At 69.9% G+C, this 17,384-nt stretch carries 17 protein-coding genes; 9 read left to right on the top strand and 8 right to left on the bottom strand.

Annotation, left to right across the window (positions count from 1 at the left end; all coding sequences use genetic code 11):
* Positions 1-51 precede the first annotated feature (51 nt).
* Complete coding sequence (locus BLW17_RS02590; protein ID WP_036700160.1) at positions 52-258, top strand: cold-shock protein; 207 nt, start codon at positions 52-54, stop codon at positions 256-258.
* Positions 259-373: 115 nt separating this feature from the next.
* Here the strand turns inward: BLW17_RS02590 and BLW17_RS02585 are convergent, their stop codons facing one another.
* Together BLW17_RS02585 and BLW17_RS02580 are read right to left on the bottom strand one after the other, a co-directional pair.
* The gene (locus BLW17_RS02585) at positions 374-1,681 is read right to left on the bottom strand and encodes a glycerophosphodiester phosphodiesterase family protein (RefSeq protein WP_081969071.1); all 1,308 of its coding nucleotides are present in this window, start codon (positions 1,679-1,681) and stop codon (positions 374-376) included.
* A 158-nt stretch (positions 1,682-1,839) separates the two neighbouring features.
* Positions 1,840-2,358: an HdeD family acid-resistance protein gene (locus BLW17_RS02580; protein ID WP_036706484.1), complete on the bottom strand. Its 519-nt coding sequence runs from the start codon at positions 2,356-2,358 to the stop codon at positions 1,840-1,842.
* Between the two features lie 230 nt (positions 2,359-2,588).
* Here BLW17_RS02580 and ndk point away from each other — a divergent pair, with 230 nt between their 5' ends.
* From ndk to dps, 5 genes are all read left to right on the top strand, one after another.
* Positions 2,589-3,011 (top strand): nucleoside-diphosphate kinase, encoded by a 423-nt coding sequence (gene ndk, locus BLW17_RS02575; protein ID WP_036700154.1) that lies wholly within the window; start codon positions 2,589-2,591, stop codon positions 3,009-3,011.
* A gap of 189 nt (positions 3,012-3,200) precedes the next feature.
* Positions 3,201-4,127, top strand: coding sequence for an ACP S-malonyltransferase (gene fabD, locus BLW17_RS02570; RefSeq protein WP_036731697.1), 927 nt, complete (start codon positions 3,201-3,203; stop codon positions 4,125-4,127).
* 62 nt (positions 4,128-4,189) lie between these two features.
* Positions 4,190-4,927: a 3-oxoacyl-[acyl-carrier-protein] reductase gene (fabG, locus tag BLW17_RS02565; protein WP_036731699.1), complete on the top strand. Its 738-nt coding sequence runs from the start codon at positions 4,190-4,192 to the stop codon at positions 4,925-4,927.
* 162 nt (positions 4,928-5,089) lie between these two features.
* Positions 5,090-5,326, top strand: a complete 237-nt coding sequence (locus BLW17_RS02560; protein ID WP_036700146.1) for an acyl carrier protein — start codon at positions 5,090-5,092, stop codon at positions 5,324-5,326.
* 167 nt (positions 5,327-5,493) lie between these two features.
* Positions 5,494-5,967: a DNA starvation/stationary phase protection protein Dps gene (gene dps, locus BLW17_RS02555; protein WP_036731701.1), complete on the top strand. Its 474-nt coding sequence runs from the start codon at positions 5,494-5,496 to the stop codon at positions 5,965-5,967.
* A 132-nt stretch (positions 5,968-6,099) separates the two neighbouring features.
* Here dps and BLW17_RS02550 read toward each other — a convergent pair whose 3' ends face one another.
* Genes BLW17_RS02550 through BLW17_RS02535 form a run of 4 tightly spaced genes read right to left on the bottom strand, consistent with a single transcriptional unit; the run spans position 6,100 to position 10,711 of the window.
* The gene (locus tag BLW17_RS02550; protein ID WP_036700141.1) at positions 6,100-7,206 is read right to left on the bottom strand and encodes a BMP family ABC transporter substrate-binding protein; all 1,107 of its coding nucleotides are present in this window, start codon (positions 7,204-7,206) and stop codon (positions 6,100-6,102) included.
* A gap of 22 nt (positions 7,207-7,228) precedes the next feature.
* On the bottom strand, positions 7,229-8,116 hold the full coding sequence (locus BLW17_RS02545) for an ABC transporter permease (RefSeq protein WP_036700139.1): 888 nt from the start codon (positions 8,114-8,116) through the stop codon (positions 7,229-7,231).
* The gene (locus BLW17_RS02540) at positions 8,113-9,201 is read right to left on the bottom strand and encodes an ABC transporter permease (RefSeq protein ID WP_036731703.1); all 1,089 of its coding nucleotides are present in this window, start codon (positions 9,199-9,201) and stop codon (positions 8,113-8,115) included. The genes BLW17_RS02545 and BLW17_RS02540 overlap by 4 nt, the downstream gene beginning before the upstream one ends.
* Positions 9,188-10,711: an ABC transporter ATP-binding protein gene (locus BLW17_RS02535; protein ID WP_231572726.1), complete on the bottom strand. Its 1,524-nt coding sequence runs from the start codon at positions 10,709-10,711 to the stop codon at positions 9,188-9,190. The genes BLW17_RS02540 and BLW17_RS02535 overlap by 14 nt, the downstream gene beginning before the upstream one ends.
* A gap of 172 nt (positions 10,712-10,883) precedes the next feature.
* Between BLW17_RS02535 and dnaE the strand changes: the two genes are divergently transcribed.
* Complete coding sequence (gene dnaE, locus BLW17_RS02530; protein WP_036731706.1) at positions 10,884-14,360, top strand: DNA polymerase III subunit alpha; 3,477 nt, start codon at positions 10,884-10,886, stop codon at positions 14,358-14,360.
* Between the two features lie 52 nt (positions 14,361-14,412).
* Entirely contained in the window at positions 14,413-14,667 is a 255-nt protein-coding gene (locus BLW17_RS02525; protein ID WP_036731708.1) for a DUF333 domain-containing protein, read from the top strand.
* Between the two features lie 4 nt (positions 14,668-14,671).
* Here the strand turns inward: BLW17_RS02525 and BLW17_RS02520 are convergent, their stop codons facing one another.
* Complete coding sequence (locus tag BLW17_RS02520; RefSeq protein WP_036731710.1) at positions 14,672-15,304, bottom strand: heme-binding beta-barrel domain-containing protein; 633 nt, start codon at positions 15,302-15,304, stop codon at positions 14,672-14,674.
* A 144-nt stretch (positions 15,305-15,448) separates the two neighbouring features.
* A complete protein-coding gene (gene ilvC / locus BLW17_RS02515) occupies positions 15,449-16,471 on the bottom strand; it encodes a ketol-acid reductoisomerase (protein WP_036700125.1) in 1,023 nt (340 codons plus the stop codon).
* 158 nt (positions 16,472-16,629) lie between these two features.
* Here ilvC and BLW17_RS02510 point away from each other — a divergent pair, with 158 nt between their 5' ends.
* Entirely contained in the window at positions 16,630-17,352 is a 723-nt protein-coding gene (locus BLW17_RS02510) for a hypothetical protein (RefSeq protein ID WP_052176229.1), read from the top strand.
* Positions 17,353-17,384 lie beyond the last annotated feature (32 nt).

The following is a 17,384-nucleotide window of genomic DNA, read 5'->3' as shown; positions in this document are numbered from 1 at the left end:
TGCGCCGGGCCGCCGCATTCCGCGGGCGGCATCACGACAGGAGATCTCACGATGGCCAACGGCACCGTGAAATGGTTCAACCCCACCAAAGGCTTCGGCTTCATCCAGCCGCAGGACGGCAACCGCGACGTGTTCCTGCACGTCTCGGCACTCGAGCGCGCGGGCCTCTCGGCCCCGGCCGACGGCCAGAAGGTCACCTATGACCTCGAGCGTGGCCGCGACGGCCGCGAATCGGCGATCAACCTCGCGTTCGTCTGAGCCTGAGCCGCTGCGAGCCTGAGGGCTCGGTGGAACGATCGACGGGCAGCCCTGCGGGGCTGCCCGTTTTCGTTTGAGGTCGGGCAGCCCGGAGGCTGCCCTGTCCCCTATCGGATCACTCGATGCCCATGCAGTTGGCGTAATAGGTCACGGTCGCCGGCCAGTCCGAGAAGATGCCCTTGACGCCGACTTCCTGCGCCAGCGTGTCGACCATCTCGTAGATCGCGCCGTCGTCCGTCGCCACGCTCTTGACGCTGCCGTAATACCAGCCGCCGTTGCCGCGCGCGATGGGGCCCGACCGCTCGAGCGACCAGGTGATGATGTCCATCCCCGCCGCCTTGATCGCCTTGGCATAGGCCGAGGGCACCATGTCGTGCCCCTCGCCCGGCGCGACCAGCGCGAAGAGCGGCGGGGCCAGCGTGCGGATGCCCTTGTCGGCCAGCGGCTGCGGCGCGTACTCGCCCCAGCTTTCGGGCTTTTCGGGATCGAACCCGTCCACGCGGTCGGGATCGACCAGATAGACGGCGGTCTTGGCGAACTCGGGCTCGGCCTTCAGCCAGTGGTCCATGTGGACCATCTCGAAGGTCTGCAGGTGCACGTCCGCGGGCGGGATGCCGGCGGCCTTGTACTCGTCCACGATGGCCTGGGCGTAATCCTCGTTCGTCCAGCCGTCGAACGGCATTTCGACGATCGCCTCTTTCAGCTCGGGCGTGAACTTGGCGCCCAGGGCCTTGAAGAGCTGGATCGACTCGGCGTGGGTCATCAGATGCGCGCCGTCCGAATAGAGGTCGGTGCGCCAGCCCGGGTTGCCCTTCATGTAGGCCTCGACCGTGGTGGCGGTCTTGTCGGCGCTGTCCATCTTGGGGGAAAGGCTGCGGAACTCGTCCAGCGTCAGCTCGGCGGTGCGGCACTCGGCCTTGGCGTCGGTGACCTCGGCCGCCGGGGCGAAGGGGGTCACGCATTTCGCCGCGAGCGGCGTGGCCAGGATGTTCGTCGTCGTGTGCAGGTCGTTCTGCGCATGGCGGCAGACGAGCGTCTTGTCCTTGGTGAAGGTCACGTCGCATTCCAGCACGCCCGCCCCCATCGCCGCGGCGGCGAGGTTCGATTCCACGGTGTGCTCGGGGAACATCATCGGCGCGCCGCGGTGGCCGATCGAGAAGGACGAGACTTTTGGCGCTTGCCCGCGGCAGGCGTTGAGCTTGTCCTTGAGCGCCCCCGCCGGCAGCCGGTCGATCAGATAGAACGGGCGCGGCCCATAGGTCAGCGCGTCCCGCTTGGCCGCCGCGAAGTCATAGGCGGGCGTGGCGGTCGCGGCCGGGGCGTCAGTCGCCGCGGGCGTGGCCGGGGCCGGCGCCGTCTGGGCCAGGCCCGCGGCCGGGATCAACGCCGCCAGCGCGGCCGAGCGGAAGAGGGGAGAGATCATTGGAAGTCGCCTCGTCATGTTGGGATGTTCGAGGCACTAACGGGCCAGCATGACGGATCGACGTCATTGCTGTGACGGCTTCCTGACGGGCGGCCCCCGGCGCGGGGCCGGAGGGTTCGGGGCCGGGCGACGCACGCCTCGGCCCCGAATGGTGCAGGTCAGGCGATGTGGCCCTTGCGGTCCATCGCCAGCACGATCAGCGAGATGCCGTTCGAGATCAGCTCGATGGCGAGGAACAGGCCCAGCACCAGCGCCGCCGACTGCGGCCAGTTGCTGTAGATCATGAAGGCGAGCAGCAGCGACAGCGCCCCCGACATGATCAGCAGAAACCGCACGCCCGGCGTGCGGAAGCTGAAGCCCAGCGAGATCCGCACGATCCCCAGCACCACCAGCAGGATGGCGGTGGCCATGGTCAGCGACAGCGTCCCGGCCAGCGGGTCGCCGGCAAGGTTGACGCCCAGCAGCACCATGAGGATGCCCAGCAGGATGGCGGCGATGCGCCCGCCCCAGCCCTGATCCGCGAAGGCCGAGGCGATGGTCAGGATGCCCACGACGATGAACGCCCAGGCGGCCAGCAGCGTGGCGGTCAGTGTCGCCGCCAGCGGGTTGGCCAAGGCAAAGATGCCGCCGAGCAACGAAATGATGCCCGCGGCCAGCCAAAGTCCCCAGTTTCTCATGAGGTCACTCCAGTTCCGGTTGTGAACGGTCGGTCCTTCGAGAGTAACGGTCCGTCACCGCTCCGGTTCAACCTGCACCGTAACGTCGCGGCGGCTTTCACCGCGCGGTTGTGGCGACAAAGGCGCGCCCCGCGGGCGGCGGCGTGGCGCCTCCCCGCGGGGTTTCCATCCCCCGGCGCGCGTGATACCGCGCCGCGCAATCGCAACCCCGACATTTTCCGGAGGACATCATGGCTGTCGAACGCACCCTCTCGATCATCAAGCCCGACGCGACGCGTCGCAACCTGACCGGCAAGATCAACCAGAAATTCGAGGATGCCGGCCTGCGCATCGTCGCGCAGAAGCGCATCCACCTGTCGCCCGCCCAGGCCGGCAAGTTCTACGAGGTCCACAAGGATCGCCCCTTCTACGGCGAGCTGGTCGAGTTCATGGCCTCGGAGCCGGTCGTCGTGCAGGTGCTCGAGGGCGAGAACGCCATCGCCAAGAACCGCGAAGTGATGGGCGCGACCAACCCGGCCAACGCCGACGCGGGCACCATCCGCAAGGAATACGCGCTTTCGGTCGGCGAGAACTCGGTCCACGGCTCGGACGCCGCCGAGACCGCGAAAGAGGAAATCGCCTTCTTCTTCTCGGGCCTCGAACTGGTCGGCTGACCCCGCCCAAACCGTGAGACGCTGCGGCCGCCCTTTTCCGAGGGCGGCCTTTTTCGTGGCCGAAATACCCTTGCGGGGCGTCCCGCAGGGACGGGGGCGACGCCCCCCTGCGACCCTGGCTGCCGCGCGCGGACGTTGCCTGCCGGGCGCGCAAAAGCTATGCCCGGGGCAAATCCAATGGAGCCACAGATGCGCGCATACGTCTTTCCGGGCCAGGGGGCCCAGACCATCGGCATGGGCCGCGAGCTGGCCGAGGCCTATCCCGCCGCCCGCACGGTCTTCGACGAGGTGGACGAGGCGCTGGGCGAAAACCTCTCGGCGCTGATCTGGGAGGGCGACATCGAGACCCTGACGCTCACCCGCAACGCCCAGCCGGCGCTGATGGCGACCTCGGTCGCGGCGATGCGCGTGCTCGAGGCCGAGGGATTTGCGATCACCGATGCGGCCTTCGTCGCGGGCCACTCGCTCGGCGAATACTCGGCGCTCTGCGCGGCCGGCGCGATCAGCCTCAGCGACACGGCGCGGCTGCTGCAGATCCGCGGGACGGCCATGCAGGAGGCGGTGCCGGTGGGGCAGGGGGCGATGGCCGCGATCTTGGGGCTCGACTTCGCCACCGTGGACGAGATCGCCCGCGAGGCCGCCGGGGACGAGGTCTGCCAGGCCGCGAACGACAACGATCCCGCGCAGGTGGTGATCTCGGGCCACAAGGCCGCCGTGGAACGCGCCGCCGCGCTGGCGAAGGAGCGCGGCGCCAAGCGGGCACTGATGCTGCCGGTGTCGGCGCCCTTCCACTCGGCACTGATGCAGCCGGCGGCGACGGTGATGGCCGATGCGCTGGCCGGCGTGGACATTCACGAACCCGCCGTGCCGCTGGTCGCCAACGTGCGGGCCGAGGCGGTGCTGCAACCCGGCGCGATCCGGCAGCTGCTGGTCGAGCAGGTGACGGGCGCCGTGCGCTGGCGCGAGTCGGTCGCGTTCATGGCCGAGCAGGGCGTGACCGAGTTCTGGGAGATCGGGGCCGGCAAGGCGCTGTCGGGGATGATCAAGCGCATCGTGCCGGGCGCGGTGACGCGCAACTTCGGCACGCCCGCGGATCTGGCAGCCCTCAGGGGCTGAGGCCGGACCGGGGCTCTGCCCCGGACCCCGGGATATTTGAACAAGGAAGAAAGGGACCCGCGATGTTCGACCTGACCGGAAAATCGGCGCTGATCACCGGCGCCTCGGGCGGCATCGGCGGCGCCGTCGCGGCCGCGCTGCACAAGGCGGGGGCGCAGGTGACGCTCTCGGGCACCCGCGAGGCGCCGCTGCGCGAACTGGCCGAGCGGCTGGGCGATCGCGCCCATGTCGTCACCGCCAATCTGGGCGACACGGCCGAGGTCGAGGCGCTGCCGAAGAAGGCAGCCGAGGCGATGGGCGCGGTCGACATCCTGGTCAACAACGCCGGCGTCACCCGCGACAACCTGTTCATGCGGATGTCGGACGCGGAATGGGCCGAGGTGCTGGACGTGAACCTCACCTCGTCCTTCCGTCTGGCGCGTGGCGTGCTGCGCGGGATGATGAAGGCGCGCTGGGGGCGGATCGTCTCGATCACCTCGGTCGTGGGCGCCACCGGAAACCCGGGGCAGGGCAACTATGCCGCCGCCAAGGCCGGGCTTGTGGGGATGTCGAAGTCGCTGGCCTATGAGGTCGCCAGCCGCGGGATCACCGTCAACTGCGTGGCCCCCGGCTTCATCGAGACGGCGATGACCGACAAGCTGAACGGCGAGCAGAAGGCCCGCATCCTGACCCAGATTCCCGCCGGGCGGATGGGGTCGGCCGACGACATCGCGGCCGCCGTCGTCTATCTCGCCAGCCCCGCGGCGGGCTATGTCACCGGTGCCACGCTGCACGTGAACGGCGGCATGGCGATGCTCTGATCGGCCGTCCGGCCGCCCGCATCGCGCCGTCGTGAAACCAGTTGCAGAGGGGACGAGCGGTGCTATATCCCGAGGCCAAGGCCGCGCGGAACCGCCCGCGGCTGTCGCCGGTTCAGGGATCGGCAACATCCGGGCGGAGCGCCCGCAACTGAGGAACGAGACATGAGCGATATCGCTGATCGCGTGAAGAAGATCGTCGTCGAGCACCTGGGCGTCGAGGAAGAGAAGGTCACCGAGACCGCTTCCTTCATCGACGATCTGGGCGCCGACTCGCTCGACACGGTCGAGCTGGTCATGGCCTTCGAGGAAGAGTTCGGGATCGAGATCCCCGACGACGCCGCCGAGACCATCCAGACCTTCGGCGACGCGGTGAAGTTCATCCAGACCGCCACGGCCTGATCCTCGGCCTCGGCGATGCTTTCGACGGCGCCTCCCTCAAGGGGGGCGCCGTTCGCGTTGCGGGGGTGGGGCACGCCGGGCCGGCCCTGCATGGCCGCCATGCGCCCGGAACCCCTGCGCCGGGGGGCCGTTGATTGGGGGACAGTCCCAATTCAAGGAGGCATGACATGGCCGTCAATCTTCAGGGTCTCAAGGACAACGCCCGCAAGACCGCGATCACCGAACTGCAGAGCTGCATGAACGATGCGGCGTCGCTGTCGATGGCGCTCAAGCAGGCGCACTGGAACGTCAAGGGTCCGAACTTCATCGCCATTCACGAGCTGTTCGACGCCGTGAAGGCGCGGCTCGACCCGCAGATCGACGCGATGGCCGAGCGCGTCCAGCAGCTCGACGGCGTGGCCGTCGGCACCGTGGAGGAGGTCGCCAAGGCGACCAAGCTCAAGCCCTATCCGACCGACCTCACCAAGTCGGCCGACCATATTCGCGAGATCTCGGCCCGGCTGCGCGAGTACGGCGCGCGGGTGCGCGAGGCGATCGATACCACCGACGAGGCGGGCGACGCCGACACCGCCGACATCCTGACCGCCGCTTCGCAGCAGGCCGACAAGGACCTGTGGTTCATTGAGAGCCACCTCGAATAACGCCGAGACTGCGTCATGCGCCCGCTACCGGGCGCAGCAAAAGGGGGGCCGGTTCGCCGACCCCCCTTTCTCTTTTGCCCTAAATATCCCGGGGTCCGGGGCAGAGCCCCGGTCCGACGGCGCCGCCCGCGCCTACTTCGGCATCTGGGCGGTGATGCCCTCGACGAAGAAGTTCATCTGCGACAGCTCTTCGTCGGTCGCCACCTTCCCCTCGGCCAGCCAGTCGCTGCCGTCCGCCTTCTTCAGCGGGCCGGTGAAGGGGTGATATTCCTTCTTGCCGATCCTGTCGCGCAGCGCCTCGGCCTCGGCCTTGACCTCGGCGGGGACCGCGTCGGTGATCTCGCCGATCTCGACCTCGCCCTCGCCGATGCCGGCCCAGGTGGCCGAGCTGGTCCAGGTCCCGTCCAGCACCTCGCCCACGCGCTTGACGTAGTAGGGCGCCCAGTTGTCGATGATGGCGCTGACCCGCGGCGTCGGCTTGAACGCCGCCATGTCGGACGCCTGGCCGAAGCCGATCCCGCCCGCCTCTTGCAGCTTGCCCATCGGCGCGGTCGAGTCGGTGTGCTGCAGGATCACGTCCACCCCCTCGGCGATCAGGGCCGATGCGGCGTCGGCCTCTTTCGCGGGGTCGAACCAGGTGTAGGCCCAGACCACCTTCATCTCGACCGCCGGGTTCACCTTCCGGGCGTGGATGAAGGACGAGTTGATGCCCTGCACCACCTCGGGGATCGGGAACGAGCCGATGTAGCCGATCTTGTTCGACTTGGTCATCCGACCCGCGATGGTGCCCATCACCGCGCGGCCTTCGTAGAAGCGCGCGTCATAGGTCGCCACGTTGTCGGCCCGCTTGTAGCCGGTCGCGTGCTCGAACTTCACGTCCGGGAACTTCTTGGCCACGTTGATGACCGCGTCCATGAACCCGAACGAGGTGGCGAAGATCAGCTTGTTGCCGGCAAGCGCGAGCTGGGTCAGCGCGCGCTCGGCGTCGGCGCCCTCGGGCACGCTTTCGATGAAGGTCGTCTCGACCCGGTCGCCGTATTCCTTCTCGATCGCCTGCCGGCCCTGGTCGTGCTGGAAGGACCAGCCGCCGTCGCCCACCGGGCCCACGTAGATGAAGCCGACCTTGAGCTTCTCGCCCTCGGGGATCGGGGTCGCGGCGGCGGCGCCGTGGGGCAGGGCGGGCAGCATGGCCACCACAGCCAGCGCGGCGGCCGAGGCCAGAAGTTGTCTGCGGGTCATCGTGATCTCCTCTGTCGGGTGCTTATCGCGTCGCGTGGAAGCTGCGGCCCAGCGATCCCGGGGCCGCGCCGCTGGCCGAGCGCGCGTATTTCTGCCGCGCCGATATGACCACGAGGACGAGGATCGTGGCAAGATAAGGCGCCATCGAGAGCAGCTGCACCGGCACCGCGACGCCCGCGGCCTGCAGGCGAAGCTGCATCACGGTCACGCCGCCGAAAAGCCAGGCACCGGCGAGAACGCCCCACGGGCTCCACCCCGCGAAGACGACGATGGCAAGCGCGATCCAGCCCGCGCCCGCGGTCATCCCCTCGGTCCATTGCAGCACCGTGGCGATCGAGACATAGGCCCCGCCGAGCCCCGCCAGCGCCCCGCCCAGGGCAATCGCCGCCACGCGCACCGCGCGGACCTTGTAGCCGAGCGCGTGGGCGGCGTCGTGGTTCTCGCCCACCGCGCGCAGGATCAGGCCGGGTCGGGTGCGGTTCAGCGCCAGCCAGATCAGCGGCACGAGGGCGAGCCCCGCCCAGATCACCCAGTTGATCCCCAGCGGGCCGCCCGGCATGGTGGGCGCCTTGACCCCCTCGTAGGGCTTGCCGAACATCGCCGTGAGGCCGAGGCCGAAGAGCGTCAGTGCCAGCCCCGTCGCCACCTGGTTGGTCAGCAGATACTGGGTCAGCACCGCGAAGATCATCGACAGCGCCGCCCCGGCCAGCGCCCCGCCCAGAAACCCCAGCGCGGGCGAGCCGGTGGCGTGCGCCAGCGCGAACCCGGCCAGCGCGCCGGTGATCATCATCCCCTCGACCCCGAGGTTGAGGACGCCCGCGCGCTCGACCACCGCCTCGCCCAGGGCGGCGAGCAGGATCGGGGTCGCCGCCGACATCAGCAGCAGCAATGTGGTCCAGTCGAGGATCATGCCCGTGCCTCCCCCGGTCGTCCCCAGCGGATGCGGAACCGGCCCAGCGTGTCGAAGGCCAGGAGGAAGAAGAGCAGCATCCCCTGGAACACCTGCACGGTCGCAGCGGGCAGCGACAGCATGAGCTGCGCGAGTTCGCCGCCGATGTAGGTCAGCGCGAGCAGCAGCCCGGCGAGCAGGATGCCCAAGGGGTGCAGCCGCCCGAGGAAGGCCACGATGATCGCGGTGAAGCCGTAGCCCGAGCCGAAGCTGTCGGTGATCTGCCCGCCCGGCCCGGCGGCCTCGAACAGCCCCGCCATCCCGGCGAGCGCGCCCGACAGCCCGAGGCAGAAGGCGACCAGCGCCTCGGGCCGCACGCCCGCGAAGCGGGCGGCGCGGGGGGCGAAGCCCGCGACGCGGATGTGAAAGCCGCGGATGTGGCGGGTCATCAGCACCCAGGTCACGACGACCGCCACCGCGGCCGCGATCACGCCCCAGTGGATGCCGGTCCCGGCGATCAGCTCGGGGTTGGCGGCGGGCGGGTATTGCTGAAGGTTGCGCGAGCCGGGCATCCCGAACCCTTCGGGGTTGCGCATCGGGCCGAAGGCCATCCACGCCGCCAGCCGCTGCGCGACATAGACCAGCATCAGCGACACGAGGATCTCGGAGGCGCCGAACCAGTTCCTGAGCACCGCCGGGATCATCCCCCAGGCCCAGCCGCCGGCCGCGCCGGCCATCACCATCGCCGGGAAGATCCAGGCCCCCTCGGCGGGATAGGCGGCCAGCGCCACGGCCGCCCCGCAGATGCCGCCGACGATGTACTGGCCCTCGGCGCCGATGTTCCAGATCCCGGCGCGAAAGCCGATGGCGAGGCCGCAGGCGATCAGGATCAGCGGCCCGGCCTTGACCAGCAGTTGCGGCCGCGAATAGGCCGCCGCCTGCCCGAACAGCGGGTCCCAGAAGATCGTGCGGATCGCCGCCACCGGGTCGAAGCCCATCAGCGCGAACAGCAGGCCGCCCGCGATCATCGTCGCCAGCACCGCCATGACCGGCGTGGCGATGCCCAGCCACCAGGGCGCGTTGGTCCGAGGCTCAAGCCGCAACATGGGCGACCTCCATCCCATGCGCGCCGCCGAGCATCAGGCCCACCTGTTCCAGCGTCAGCCCCTCGGTCGGCACGGGGGCCGACAGCCGCCCCTCGTTCAGTGCCGCGAAGCGGTCGCTGAGTTCCAGAAGCTCGTCGAGGTCCTGGCTGATCACCACCACCGCCGCCCCGCGCGCGGCGAGGTCCAGGAGCGCCTGCCGGATCGCCGCGGCGGCGCTAGCGTCCACGCCCCAGGTCGGCTGGTTCACGATCAGCGCGCGGGGTTCCTGCATGATCTCGCGGCCGATGACGAATTTCTGCAGATTGCCGCCCGAGAGCGCCCCCGCGGCGGTTGACGCCCCCGGGGTCCGCACGTCGAAGCCCGCGATGACGCCTTCGGCAAAGCGGCGCGCGGCGGCATGGTCGATCATCCCGCCCTTCGCCAGCCCCTGCCGCGTCGCGGCGGTCAGGATGGCATTCTCGGTCAGGCTCATCTCGGGGACCGCGGCGTGGCCCAGCCGGTCCTCGGGCGCCGCCAGAAGCCCCGCCCGCCGGCGCGCCTCGGGGCCGAGCGCCGACACATCCGCGCCCGCCAGCGTCACCGTGCCGGGCCGGCCGGTCGTCTCGCCCGAAAGGGCGGCGATCAGCTCCTCCTGCCCGTTGCCGGCGACGCCGCCGATCCCGAGGATCTCGCCCGCGCGGACCGCGAACCCCACGTCGCGCAAGGGCGTCCCGTCGATCCCCGCCGCCGAGGTCAGGCCCCTGACCGCCAGCAGCTCAGCCCCCGCCTGCCGCCCCGAGCGGTCCACGATCCGCATCTCGGCCCCGACCATCATCGCCGCGAGGTCGCGGGCCGAATGGGCGCGCGGATCGACGGTGCCCACGACGCGCCCGTGCCGCAGGATCGTGGCGCGGTCGCAATGGGCGCGGATTTCCTCGAGCTTGTGCGAGATATAGAGGATCGCGGTCCCCTGCGCGGCCAACTGGCGCAGCGTGGCGAACAGGATCTCGGCCTCCTGCGGGGTCAGCACGCTGGTCGGCTCGTCCATGATCAACAGCCGCGGCCCGCCCAGGAGGCAGCGCACGATCTCGACCCGCTGGCGTTCCCCGGCCGAGAGCGAGGCGATGCGCCGCGCGGGGTTCAGCGGCAGGCCGTAGGCGGCCGAGACATCCGCGATCCGCCGCGCCAGCGCCGCGCGCGGCGGCGGGGCGTCCATGCCGAGGGCCACGTTCTCGGCCACGGTCAGCGCGTCGAACAGGCTGAAATGCTGGAACACCATCCCCACGCCCGCCGCCCGCGCGGCCCGCGGATCGGCCGGGGAATAGGGCTGGCCACCGAGCGTCATGGTGCCCGCGTCGGGTCGCACGAGGCCGTAGATCATCTTGACCAGCGTGGACTTGCCCGCGCCGTTCTCGCCCAGAAGCGCGTGGATCTCGCCCGGGCGCGCGTCGAACGACACGGCGTCGTTGGCGCGCACGCCCGGATAGGTCTTGGTCAGGCCCTCGGCCCGGAAAAGCACGTCTGTCGTCACGAGAGCCCCGCCGTCGAACCCGCCCACGTTAGCCCGAAAACGTTGCGGCACAATCATCCTCGCGGTCCTGCCAAGCCTCTGCCGCGGCGTAAAGAGTTTACGTGGCGCGGGCGGGTCAGGCGCCGCGCGCCCGCCCCTTCTGCCCCGGGGGCCGGGGTGCTAGTCATCCCCCATGCCGACCGACACCCCCCGATTCATCCACCTGCGCTGCCACTCGGAACACTCGCTGCTCGAGGGGGCGATCCCGGTCAAGAAGCTGGCCGGGCTGGCCGCCAAGAAGGGGATGCCCGCGGTCGCGCTGACCGACACCAACGCGCTGTTCGCCGCGCTCGAGTTCTCGGTCAAGGCGATGGACGAGGGGGTACAGCCGATCGTCGGCTGCCAGATGACGCTCGACGCAGGCCCCGCCTGCGGGCCGGTGGTGCTGCTGGCGCAGGATGCGGCGGGCTGGGCGAACCTGATGGCGCTGTCGACCTGCCTCTACGTCACCCCGCCGCGCGACTTTCCCCATGTGACGATGGCCGAGCTTGCGGCCCACGCGGGCGGGCTGATCTGCCTGACCGGCGGTGCGGGCGGCCCCCTGGGCCAGATGGTGGCGGCCGGCCACCGCGCGGACGCCGAGGCGCATCTGCGCGACCTGACCGCCGCCTTCGGCGACCGGCTTTACGTCGAGTTGCAGCGGCACATGATGGACAACGGCCAGATGATGCCGGCCGAGGTCGCATCCGAGGCGGGGATGATCGAGCTGGCCTATGCGCTGGGGCTGCCGCTGGTCGCCACCAACGACGTGCATTTCCCCGATCCGGCGATGTTCGGCGCCCATGACGCGCTGATCTGCATCCGCGAGCGGGCGCTGGTCGATCAGGCCGCGCCCCGGCGGCGGCTGACCGCCAACCACGACTTCAAGTCCGAATCCGAGATGGCCGCGCTGTTCGCCGACCTGCCCGAGGCGCTGGAGAATACCGTCGAGATCGCCCGCCGCTGCGCCTTTGCGGTCGCCAAGCACAAGCCGATCCTGCCGCGCTTCGCCGAGGACGAGGTGGACGAGCTGCGCAGGCAGGCGCGCGAGGGGCTCGCTGCCCGGCTGGCCGTGATCGAGCATTCGGTCAGCGTGGCCGAGTACGAGGCGCGGCTCGACTTCGAGCTGGGGATCATCGAGCAGATGGGCTTCCCCGGCTATTTCCTGATCGTCGCCGACTTCATCAAGTGGGCCAAGGCGCAGGGCATCCCCGTGGGTCCGGGCCGCGGCTCGGGGGCCGGGTCGCTGGTCGCCTATGCGCTGACCATCACCGACCTCGACCCGCTGCGCTATTCGCTGCTGTTCGAGCGCTTCCTGAACCCCGAGCGGGTGTCGATGCCGGACTTCGACATCGACTTCTGCATGGACCGCCGGGAAGAGGTGATCGACTACGTCTGCCAGAAATACGGCCGCGAGAAGGTGGGGCAGATCATCACCTTCGGCGCGCTGCTGTCCAAGGCGGCCGTGCACGACGTGGGCCGCGTGCTGGGGATGGGGTTCCCGCAGCGCGACAAGCTGTCGAAGATGATCCCGGTCGAGGGCGTCAAGCCCGTCTCGATCGCCAAGGCGCTGGCCGACGAGCCGCGCCTGCGCGAGGCCGCGGCCGCCGAGGAGAACGTCCGCCGGATGCTCGATTATGCAGGCCAGGTCGAGGGGCTCTTGCGGAACGCCTCGACCCACGCCGCGGGGGTGGTGATCGGGGACCGGCCGCTCGACCAGCTCGTGCCGCTCTACCGCGACCCCGGGTCGGACATGCCGGCCACGCAGTTCAACATGAAGTGGGTCGAGCAGGCTGGGCTGGTCAAGTTCGACTTCCTCGGCCTCAAGACCCTGACGGTGATCCAGAACGCCGTCGACCTGATCCGCGCGGGCGGGCGGCACCTGCACATCGCGGCGGACGGGCGCCGGCTCTACGACCCGCCCGAGGGGGCGGTGGACGAGATCAACCTGATCCCGCTGGACGACGAGGCCTCCTATCGCCTGTTCGCCAGCGCCCGCACCGTGGCGGTGTTCCAGGTGGAATCCTCGGGGATGATGGATGCGCTGCGGCGCATGAAGCCCACCTGCATCGAGGATATCGTCGCGCTGGTGGCCCTCTACCGTCCCGGCCCGATGGAGAACATCCCCACCTATTGCGACGTCAAGAACGGGGTCCGGCCGCTCGAATCGATCCATCCGACCATCGACCACATCCTGGCCGAGACGCAGGGAATCATCGTCTATCAGGAACAGGTGATGCAGATCGCGCAGGTCATGGCGGGCTATTCGCTCGGCGGCGCGGACCTCTTGCGTCGCGCGATGGGCAAGAAGATCGCCGAAGAGATGGCCAAGGAACGGCCGAAGTTCGTCGACGGCTGCGTGGCGCAGGGGGTGGATGCGAAGAAGGCCGGCGAGGTCTTCGACCTGCTGGAAAAGTTCGCCAACTACGGCTTCAACAAGTCGCACGCCGCCGCCTATGCGGTGGTCAGCTACCAGACCGCCTGGCTCAAGGCCAACCACCCGGTCGAGTTCATGGCCGCGGTGATGAACTGCGACATCCACCTGACCGACAAGCTCGCCGTTTATCGCCGCGAGGTGGACCGGATGGGGATCGAGATCGTGGCCCCCTCGGTCAACGTCTCGCAGCCGACGTTCTCGGTCAGCGAGGGGCGGATCGTCTATGCGCTCGGCGCGCTGAAGAACGTGGGGGTCGAGGCGATGCGCGTCCTCGTCGCGGCGCGCGGCGACACGCCCTTCCGCGACCTCAACGATTTCGCCCGCCGCGTGCCGATGAAGCAGATCGGCAAGCGCGCGCTCGAGATGCTGGCCCGCGCCGGCGCCTTCGATGCGCTCGACGCGAACCGGGCGCGGGTGCTCGCCTCGCTCGACGGGCTGATGGCGTGGTCGGCGGCGGTGCAGGCGGCCGAGGTCTCGAACCAGTCCTCGCTCTTCGGCGGGGGCGAGGACCTGCCGCCCCCCCGCCCGGCGCTCGCCAAGGTCTGGATGCCGGCCGAGAAGCTGGCCGAAGAGCGGCTGGCGGTCGGGTTCTACCTCTCGGGCCACCCGCTTGACGACTATCTGCCGGCGCTCAGGCGCAAGGGGGCGATGACGCTGGCCGAGGTGCAGGCGGCGTCGCTCGACGGGCCGCTGGCGGCCCAGATCGCCGGGACGGTGGCGGCGCGGGCCGAGAAGAAATCCGCCAAGGGCACGCGCTATGCCTTCGTCACGCTCTCGGACCCGACCGGGCTTTACGAGGCGACGGTGTTCTCGGACACGCTCGACGCCCACCGCGATCTGCTGGAGCCGGGGCAGAACGTGCTGCTGACGGTCAATGCCGAGCCCTCGGGCGATCAGGTCAAGATGCTGGCCCGCGGGGTGCAGCGTCTCGAGGATGCGGTGGCGGATGCGGGCTCGGGCAAGCTGGCCGTCGAGGTTGCGGACGCGCCCACCGCCGTCGCGGTGCTCGACCGGCTGCGCGCGGCCTCGGCCGAGATCGCCGTCTCGGCCAAGGGCCGCGGGCCGCTGCTGCTGCGGGTGCGCGAGGGGCACCGGGTCTACGACATCGCCGTGGGCGACGACGTGCCGGTGACGCCGCGGATGCGCCAGACGCTGCGCGCGGTCGAGGGTGTGATCGACGTCACCGAGGAATGAACCTTTCCCCTCTCGCGCGGTTGGGACAGGGATATCTTGGAGGAGGAACCCGATGCGCGCCCCCGCTTCCCTCGTCACCGCGCTTGCGGTCCTGACGCTCGCCGCCTGCGGCGCACCGGCCCCCACCACGACCCAGCGCAGCGTGACCTCGTCGGCCATCGTCGATCCGGCGGCGCTCTATTGTCAGGGGACGGGCGGGACGGTCATCCACCGCACCTCGGGCGGCCGCCGCGCCGATCTGTGCCGGATGAGCGACGGGCGCACTGTATCGGCCGCCGAGCTGCTCAACAGCCACAACGACCTGTGACGCCTCACCCCGCGGCGAGCGGGTTCGGCTGCGGCGGCCCGACCCGGCGCAGGCGGTTGGTGTCGTAGTGGTCGAACGCCTTGCCCTCGACCATCAGCGTCGTGTCCAGCCGATAGGACCAGCTGTCGTCGTCGTGCAGCGTGATCGCGCAGCGATTGCGGTCGGTGCGGAAGTTCTGGTCCAGAAACGGATTCGACGCGATGCCGTTGGTCGTGGCGCCGCGCACCGCCTCGACCGTAAAGCTGCGGTCGTCTGCGCCGGCGTGCCCCTGCGCCAGCAGCGCCTGCCCTCGGGGGATGGTCACGCTTTGCAGCAGCAGCCCGGTCGCCGGCTCCCACAGCCAGTAGCCGATCTGGTCGTGGAAGGTGATCTTCTCGTCGGGCGTGTTGATGTGCATATGGTAGCGCAGCCCGTAGAAGAGCTGCGGGCCGTTCGTCTGCCCGTCGATCACCTCGAAGCTGGCGTGCTCGACATAGGGCTTCGTCTCGGGCCCGTCGGCCTTGGGGCTGGTGTCCACCCCCTTCGCCGCCTGCCACCGCCCCGCCAGACCGCGCAGCGGGCCGAGGTGGGACAGGGTGTCGGCCGCGACCGGCGGTTCGTCGAAGATGCCGGGGTGAGGGGGCTGGGTCAGGGTCATGGCGGTCCTCGGCTGCGCTCGCCCGGTCAGCTTGCCGCCCCTTCGCCCGCCCGGCAAGGCAAAGGGGCGCCACGGCGGGCGCCCCTCTCGTTCGCGGCCGGGCGTGACCGGCCGGGGGCGCGAGGCCCCCTTGGTCCCGCCGGATCAGTTCCGGGCGCGGTCCACCATCTTGCCCTTCGAGATCCACGGCATCATCTCGCGCAGCTTGGCGCCGACCTGCTCGATCTGGTGTTCGTCGTTGATCCGGCGGGTCGCCTTGAAGGACGGCTGGCCGACCGCGTTCTCCTGCATGAAGTCGCGGACGAACTTGCCGGTCTGGATGTCGCGCAGCACCTCTTTCATCCGCGCCTTCGTCTCGTCGTAGGGCAGGATGCGCGGGCCCGAGACATACTCGCCGTATTCGGCGGTGTTCGAGATCGAGTAGTTCATGTTGGCGATGCCGCCCTCGTAGATCAGGTCCACGATCAGCTTCACCTCGTGCAGGCACTCGAAATAGGCCATCTCGGGCTCATAGCCCGCCTCGACCAGCGTTTCGAAGCCCATGCGGATCAGCTCGACCAGGCCGCCGCAGAGCACCGCCTGCTCGCCGAAGAGGTCGGTCTCGCACTCTTCGCGGAAGTTCGTCTCGATGATCCCCGAGCGGCCGCCGCCGATCGCCGAGCAGTAGCTGAGCGCGAGGTCCATGGCCTTGCCCGAGGCGTCGTTGTGGACCGCGACGAGGCAGGGCACGCCGCCGCCCTTGACGTATTCGCCGCGCACCGTGTGGCCCGGGCCCTTCGGCGCCATCATGATGACGTCCACGCCCTTCTTCGGCTCGATCAGGCCGAAGTGCACGTTCAGCCCGTGGGCGAAGGCGATCGCCGCGCCCTCGCGCAGGTTGTCATGGACGTATTTCTTGTAGGTCTCGGCCTGCAGCTCGTCGGGCATGGTGAACATGATCAGGTCGGCCCATTTCGCCGCCTCGGCGATGTCCATGACCTGCAGGCCCTCGCCCTCGGCCTTGGCCTTCGAGGGCGAGCCCTCGCGCAGCGCCACCACGACGTTCTTGGCGCCCGAGTCGCGCAGGTTCAGCGCATGGGCGTGGCCCTGCGAGCCATAGCCGAGGATCGCGATCTTCTTGTCCTTGATGAGGTTGACGTCGCAATCCCGGTCATAATACACGCGCATGGTCTTATCTCGCCCCTTCGGTTTCGGATGTGTCGGCAGAGCGCCTACACCGCGCAACTTTCGGTGTCCAGAACGCCCGGCCCGGCAATGGATGCAAAATGCCGGGTTTCACGGCCCCCGCGCCGCGCCCGCGCCGCCGTTGAGAGCCCGATCCGCCGATGACCCATCCCCATCTGCCGCCCCCCGACTGCGACCTTGCGGCGCTCATTGCCCGCCGGCTGCCGGGGCCGCGGGCCAAGGGCTGGCCGGGGCGCGAGCGGGACCTTTCCGTCCATCTCGACCGGCTGCGGCCCGAGTTCGGCGACCGCTCCGAGGCGGCGTATCTGCTGGCCCGCACCATCGTGATCCTGCGCCGCGACCCGGGCGACGCCCATGCGGCCACGCTGTTTGGGCGGGTGACGGCCGAACTCGGCGCCCCCCTCGCCGCCGATCTCAGCCTGCGCTGGCTGATCTCGGTCTGCGACACGGTGGCCGACCTGCCGGGCCGGGCGCTGGCCGAGCGCACGCTCGCCATGATGGGGTCGGGGCTCGCCAACCTCGTCAAGCTGGCCGAGACGGAGCGCCGCATCTATCACCCGCCGCGCCCCTGGCCGCCGCGCCAGCGCTTTGCCACCGGGCACGAGATGTTCGACGGGCTCAAGGCCTTCTGGCCCGGGCGCGGCGACATGGTGGACAACCTGCTGGGCCGGATCGGCGACCTGCTGGACGACCCCGAGGCCGCAGCGCTGGCCGTCACCCCCTTCGTGGCCGAGATCGTCCAGCGCCTGACCTCGGACGACACGGTGATCGGCCGGCTGGCGATGCTGCGCGGCGATGCGCCCTTGCCGCAGGTCGACGGCGCCCGGCGGCGCCAGCTCGACGCGCTGCTGCGCGACCTCTAGGCGTCTGTCTGGCCCAAATACCCGGCGACGGC

This window comes from Paracoccus sanguinis, assembly GCF_900106665.1.
GTDB lineage: Bacteria > Pseudomonadota > Alphaproteobacteria > Rhodobacterales > Rhodobacteraceae > Paracoccus > Paracoccus panacisoli.
Note: the sequence above shows the minus strand (reverse complement) of the source record. Positions and strands in the feature narration are given on the sequence as shown.

What these genes read in the sequence shown, in the direction of transcription:
- BLW17_RS02585 (WP_081969071.1), bottom strand. Translation starts at nt 1,681, where the DNA reads ATGATCTCTCCCCTCTTCCGCTCGGCCGCGCTGGCGGCGTTGATCCCG.
- BLW17_RS02590 (WP_036700160.1), top strand. Translation starts at nt 52, where the DNA reads ATGGCCAACGGCACCGTGAAATGGTTCAACCCCACCAAAGGCTTCGGC.
- ndk (WP_036700154.1), top strand. Translation starts at nt 2,589, where the DNA reads ATGGCTGTCGAACGCACCCTCTCGATCATCAAGCCCGACGCGACGCGT.
- dnaE (WP_036731706.1), top strand. Translation starts at nt 10,884, where the DNA reads ATGCCGACCGACACCCCCCGATTCATCCACCTGCGCTGCCACTCGGAA.
- dps (WP_036731701.1), top strand. Translation starts at nt 5,494, where the DNA reads ATGGCCGTCAATCTTCAGGGTCTCAAGGACAACGCCCGCAAGACCGCG.
- BLW17_RS02560 (WP_036700146.1), top strand. Translation starts at nt 5,090, where the DNA reads ATGAGCGATATCGCTGATCGCGTGAAGAAGATCGTCGTCGAGCACCTG.
- BLW17_RS02580 (WP_036706484.1), bottom strand. Translation starts at nt 2,358, where the DNA reads ATGAGAAACTGGGGACTTTGGCTGGCCGCGGGCATCATTTCGTTGCTC.
- BLW17_RS02520 (WP_036731710.1), bottom strand. Translation starts at nt 15,304, where the DNA reads ATGACCCTGACCCAGCCCCCTCACCCCGGCATCTTCGACGAACCGCCG.
- ilvC (WP_036700125.1), bottom strand. Translation starts at nt 16,471, where the DNA reads ATGCGCGTGTATTATGACCGGGATTGCGACGTCAACCTCATCAAGGAC.
- fabD (WP_036731697.1), top strand. Translation starts at nt 3,201, where the DNA reads ATGCGCGCATACGTCTTTCCGGGCCAGGGGGCCCAGACCATCGGCATG.
- BLW17_RS02550 (WP_036700141.1), bottom strand. Translation starts at nt 7,206, where the DNA reads ATGACCCGCAGACAACTTCTGGCCTCGGCCGCCGCGCTGGCTGTGGTG.
- BLW17_RS02525 (WP_036731708.1), top strand. Translation starts at nt 14,413, where the DNA reads ATGCGCGCCCCCGCTTCCCTCGTCACCGCGCTTGCGGTCCTGACGCTC.
- BLW17_RS02510 (WP_052176229.1), top strand. Translation starts at nt 16,630, where the DNA reads ATGACCCATCCCCATCTGCCGCCCCCCGACTGCGACCTTGCGGCGCTC.
- fabG (WP_036731699.1), top strand. Translation starts at nt 4,190, where the DNA reads ATGTTCGACCTGACCGGAAAATCGGCGCTGATCACCGGCGCCTCGGGC.
- BLW17_RS02540 (WP_036731703.1), bottom strand. Translation starts at nt 9,201, where the DNA reads ATGTTGCGGCTTGAGCCTCGGACCAACGCGCCCTGGTGGCTGGGCATC.
- BLW17_RS02545 (WP_036700139.1), bottom strand. Translation starts at nt 8,116, where the DNA reads ATGATCCTCGACTGGACCACATTGCTGCTGCTGATGTCGGCGGCGACC.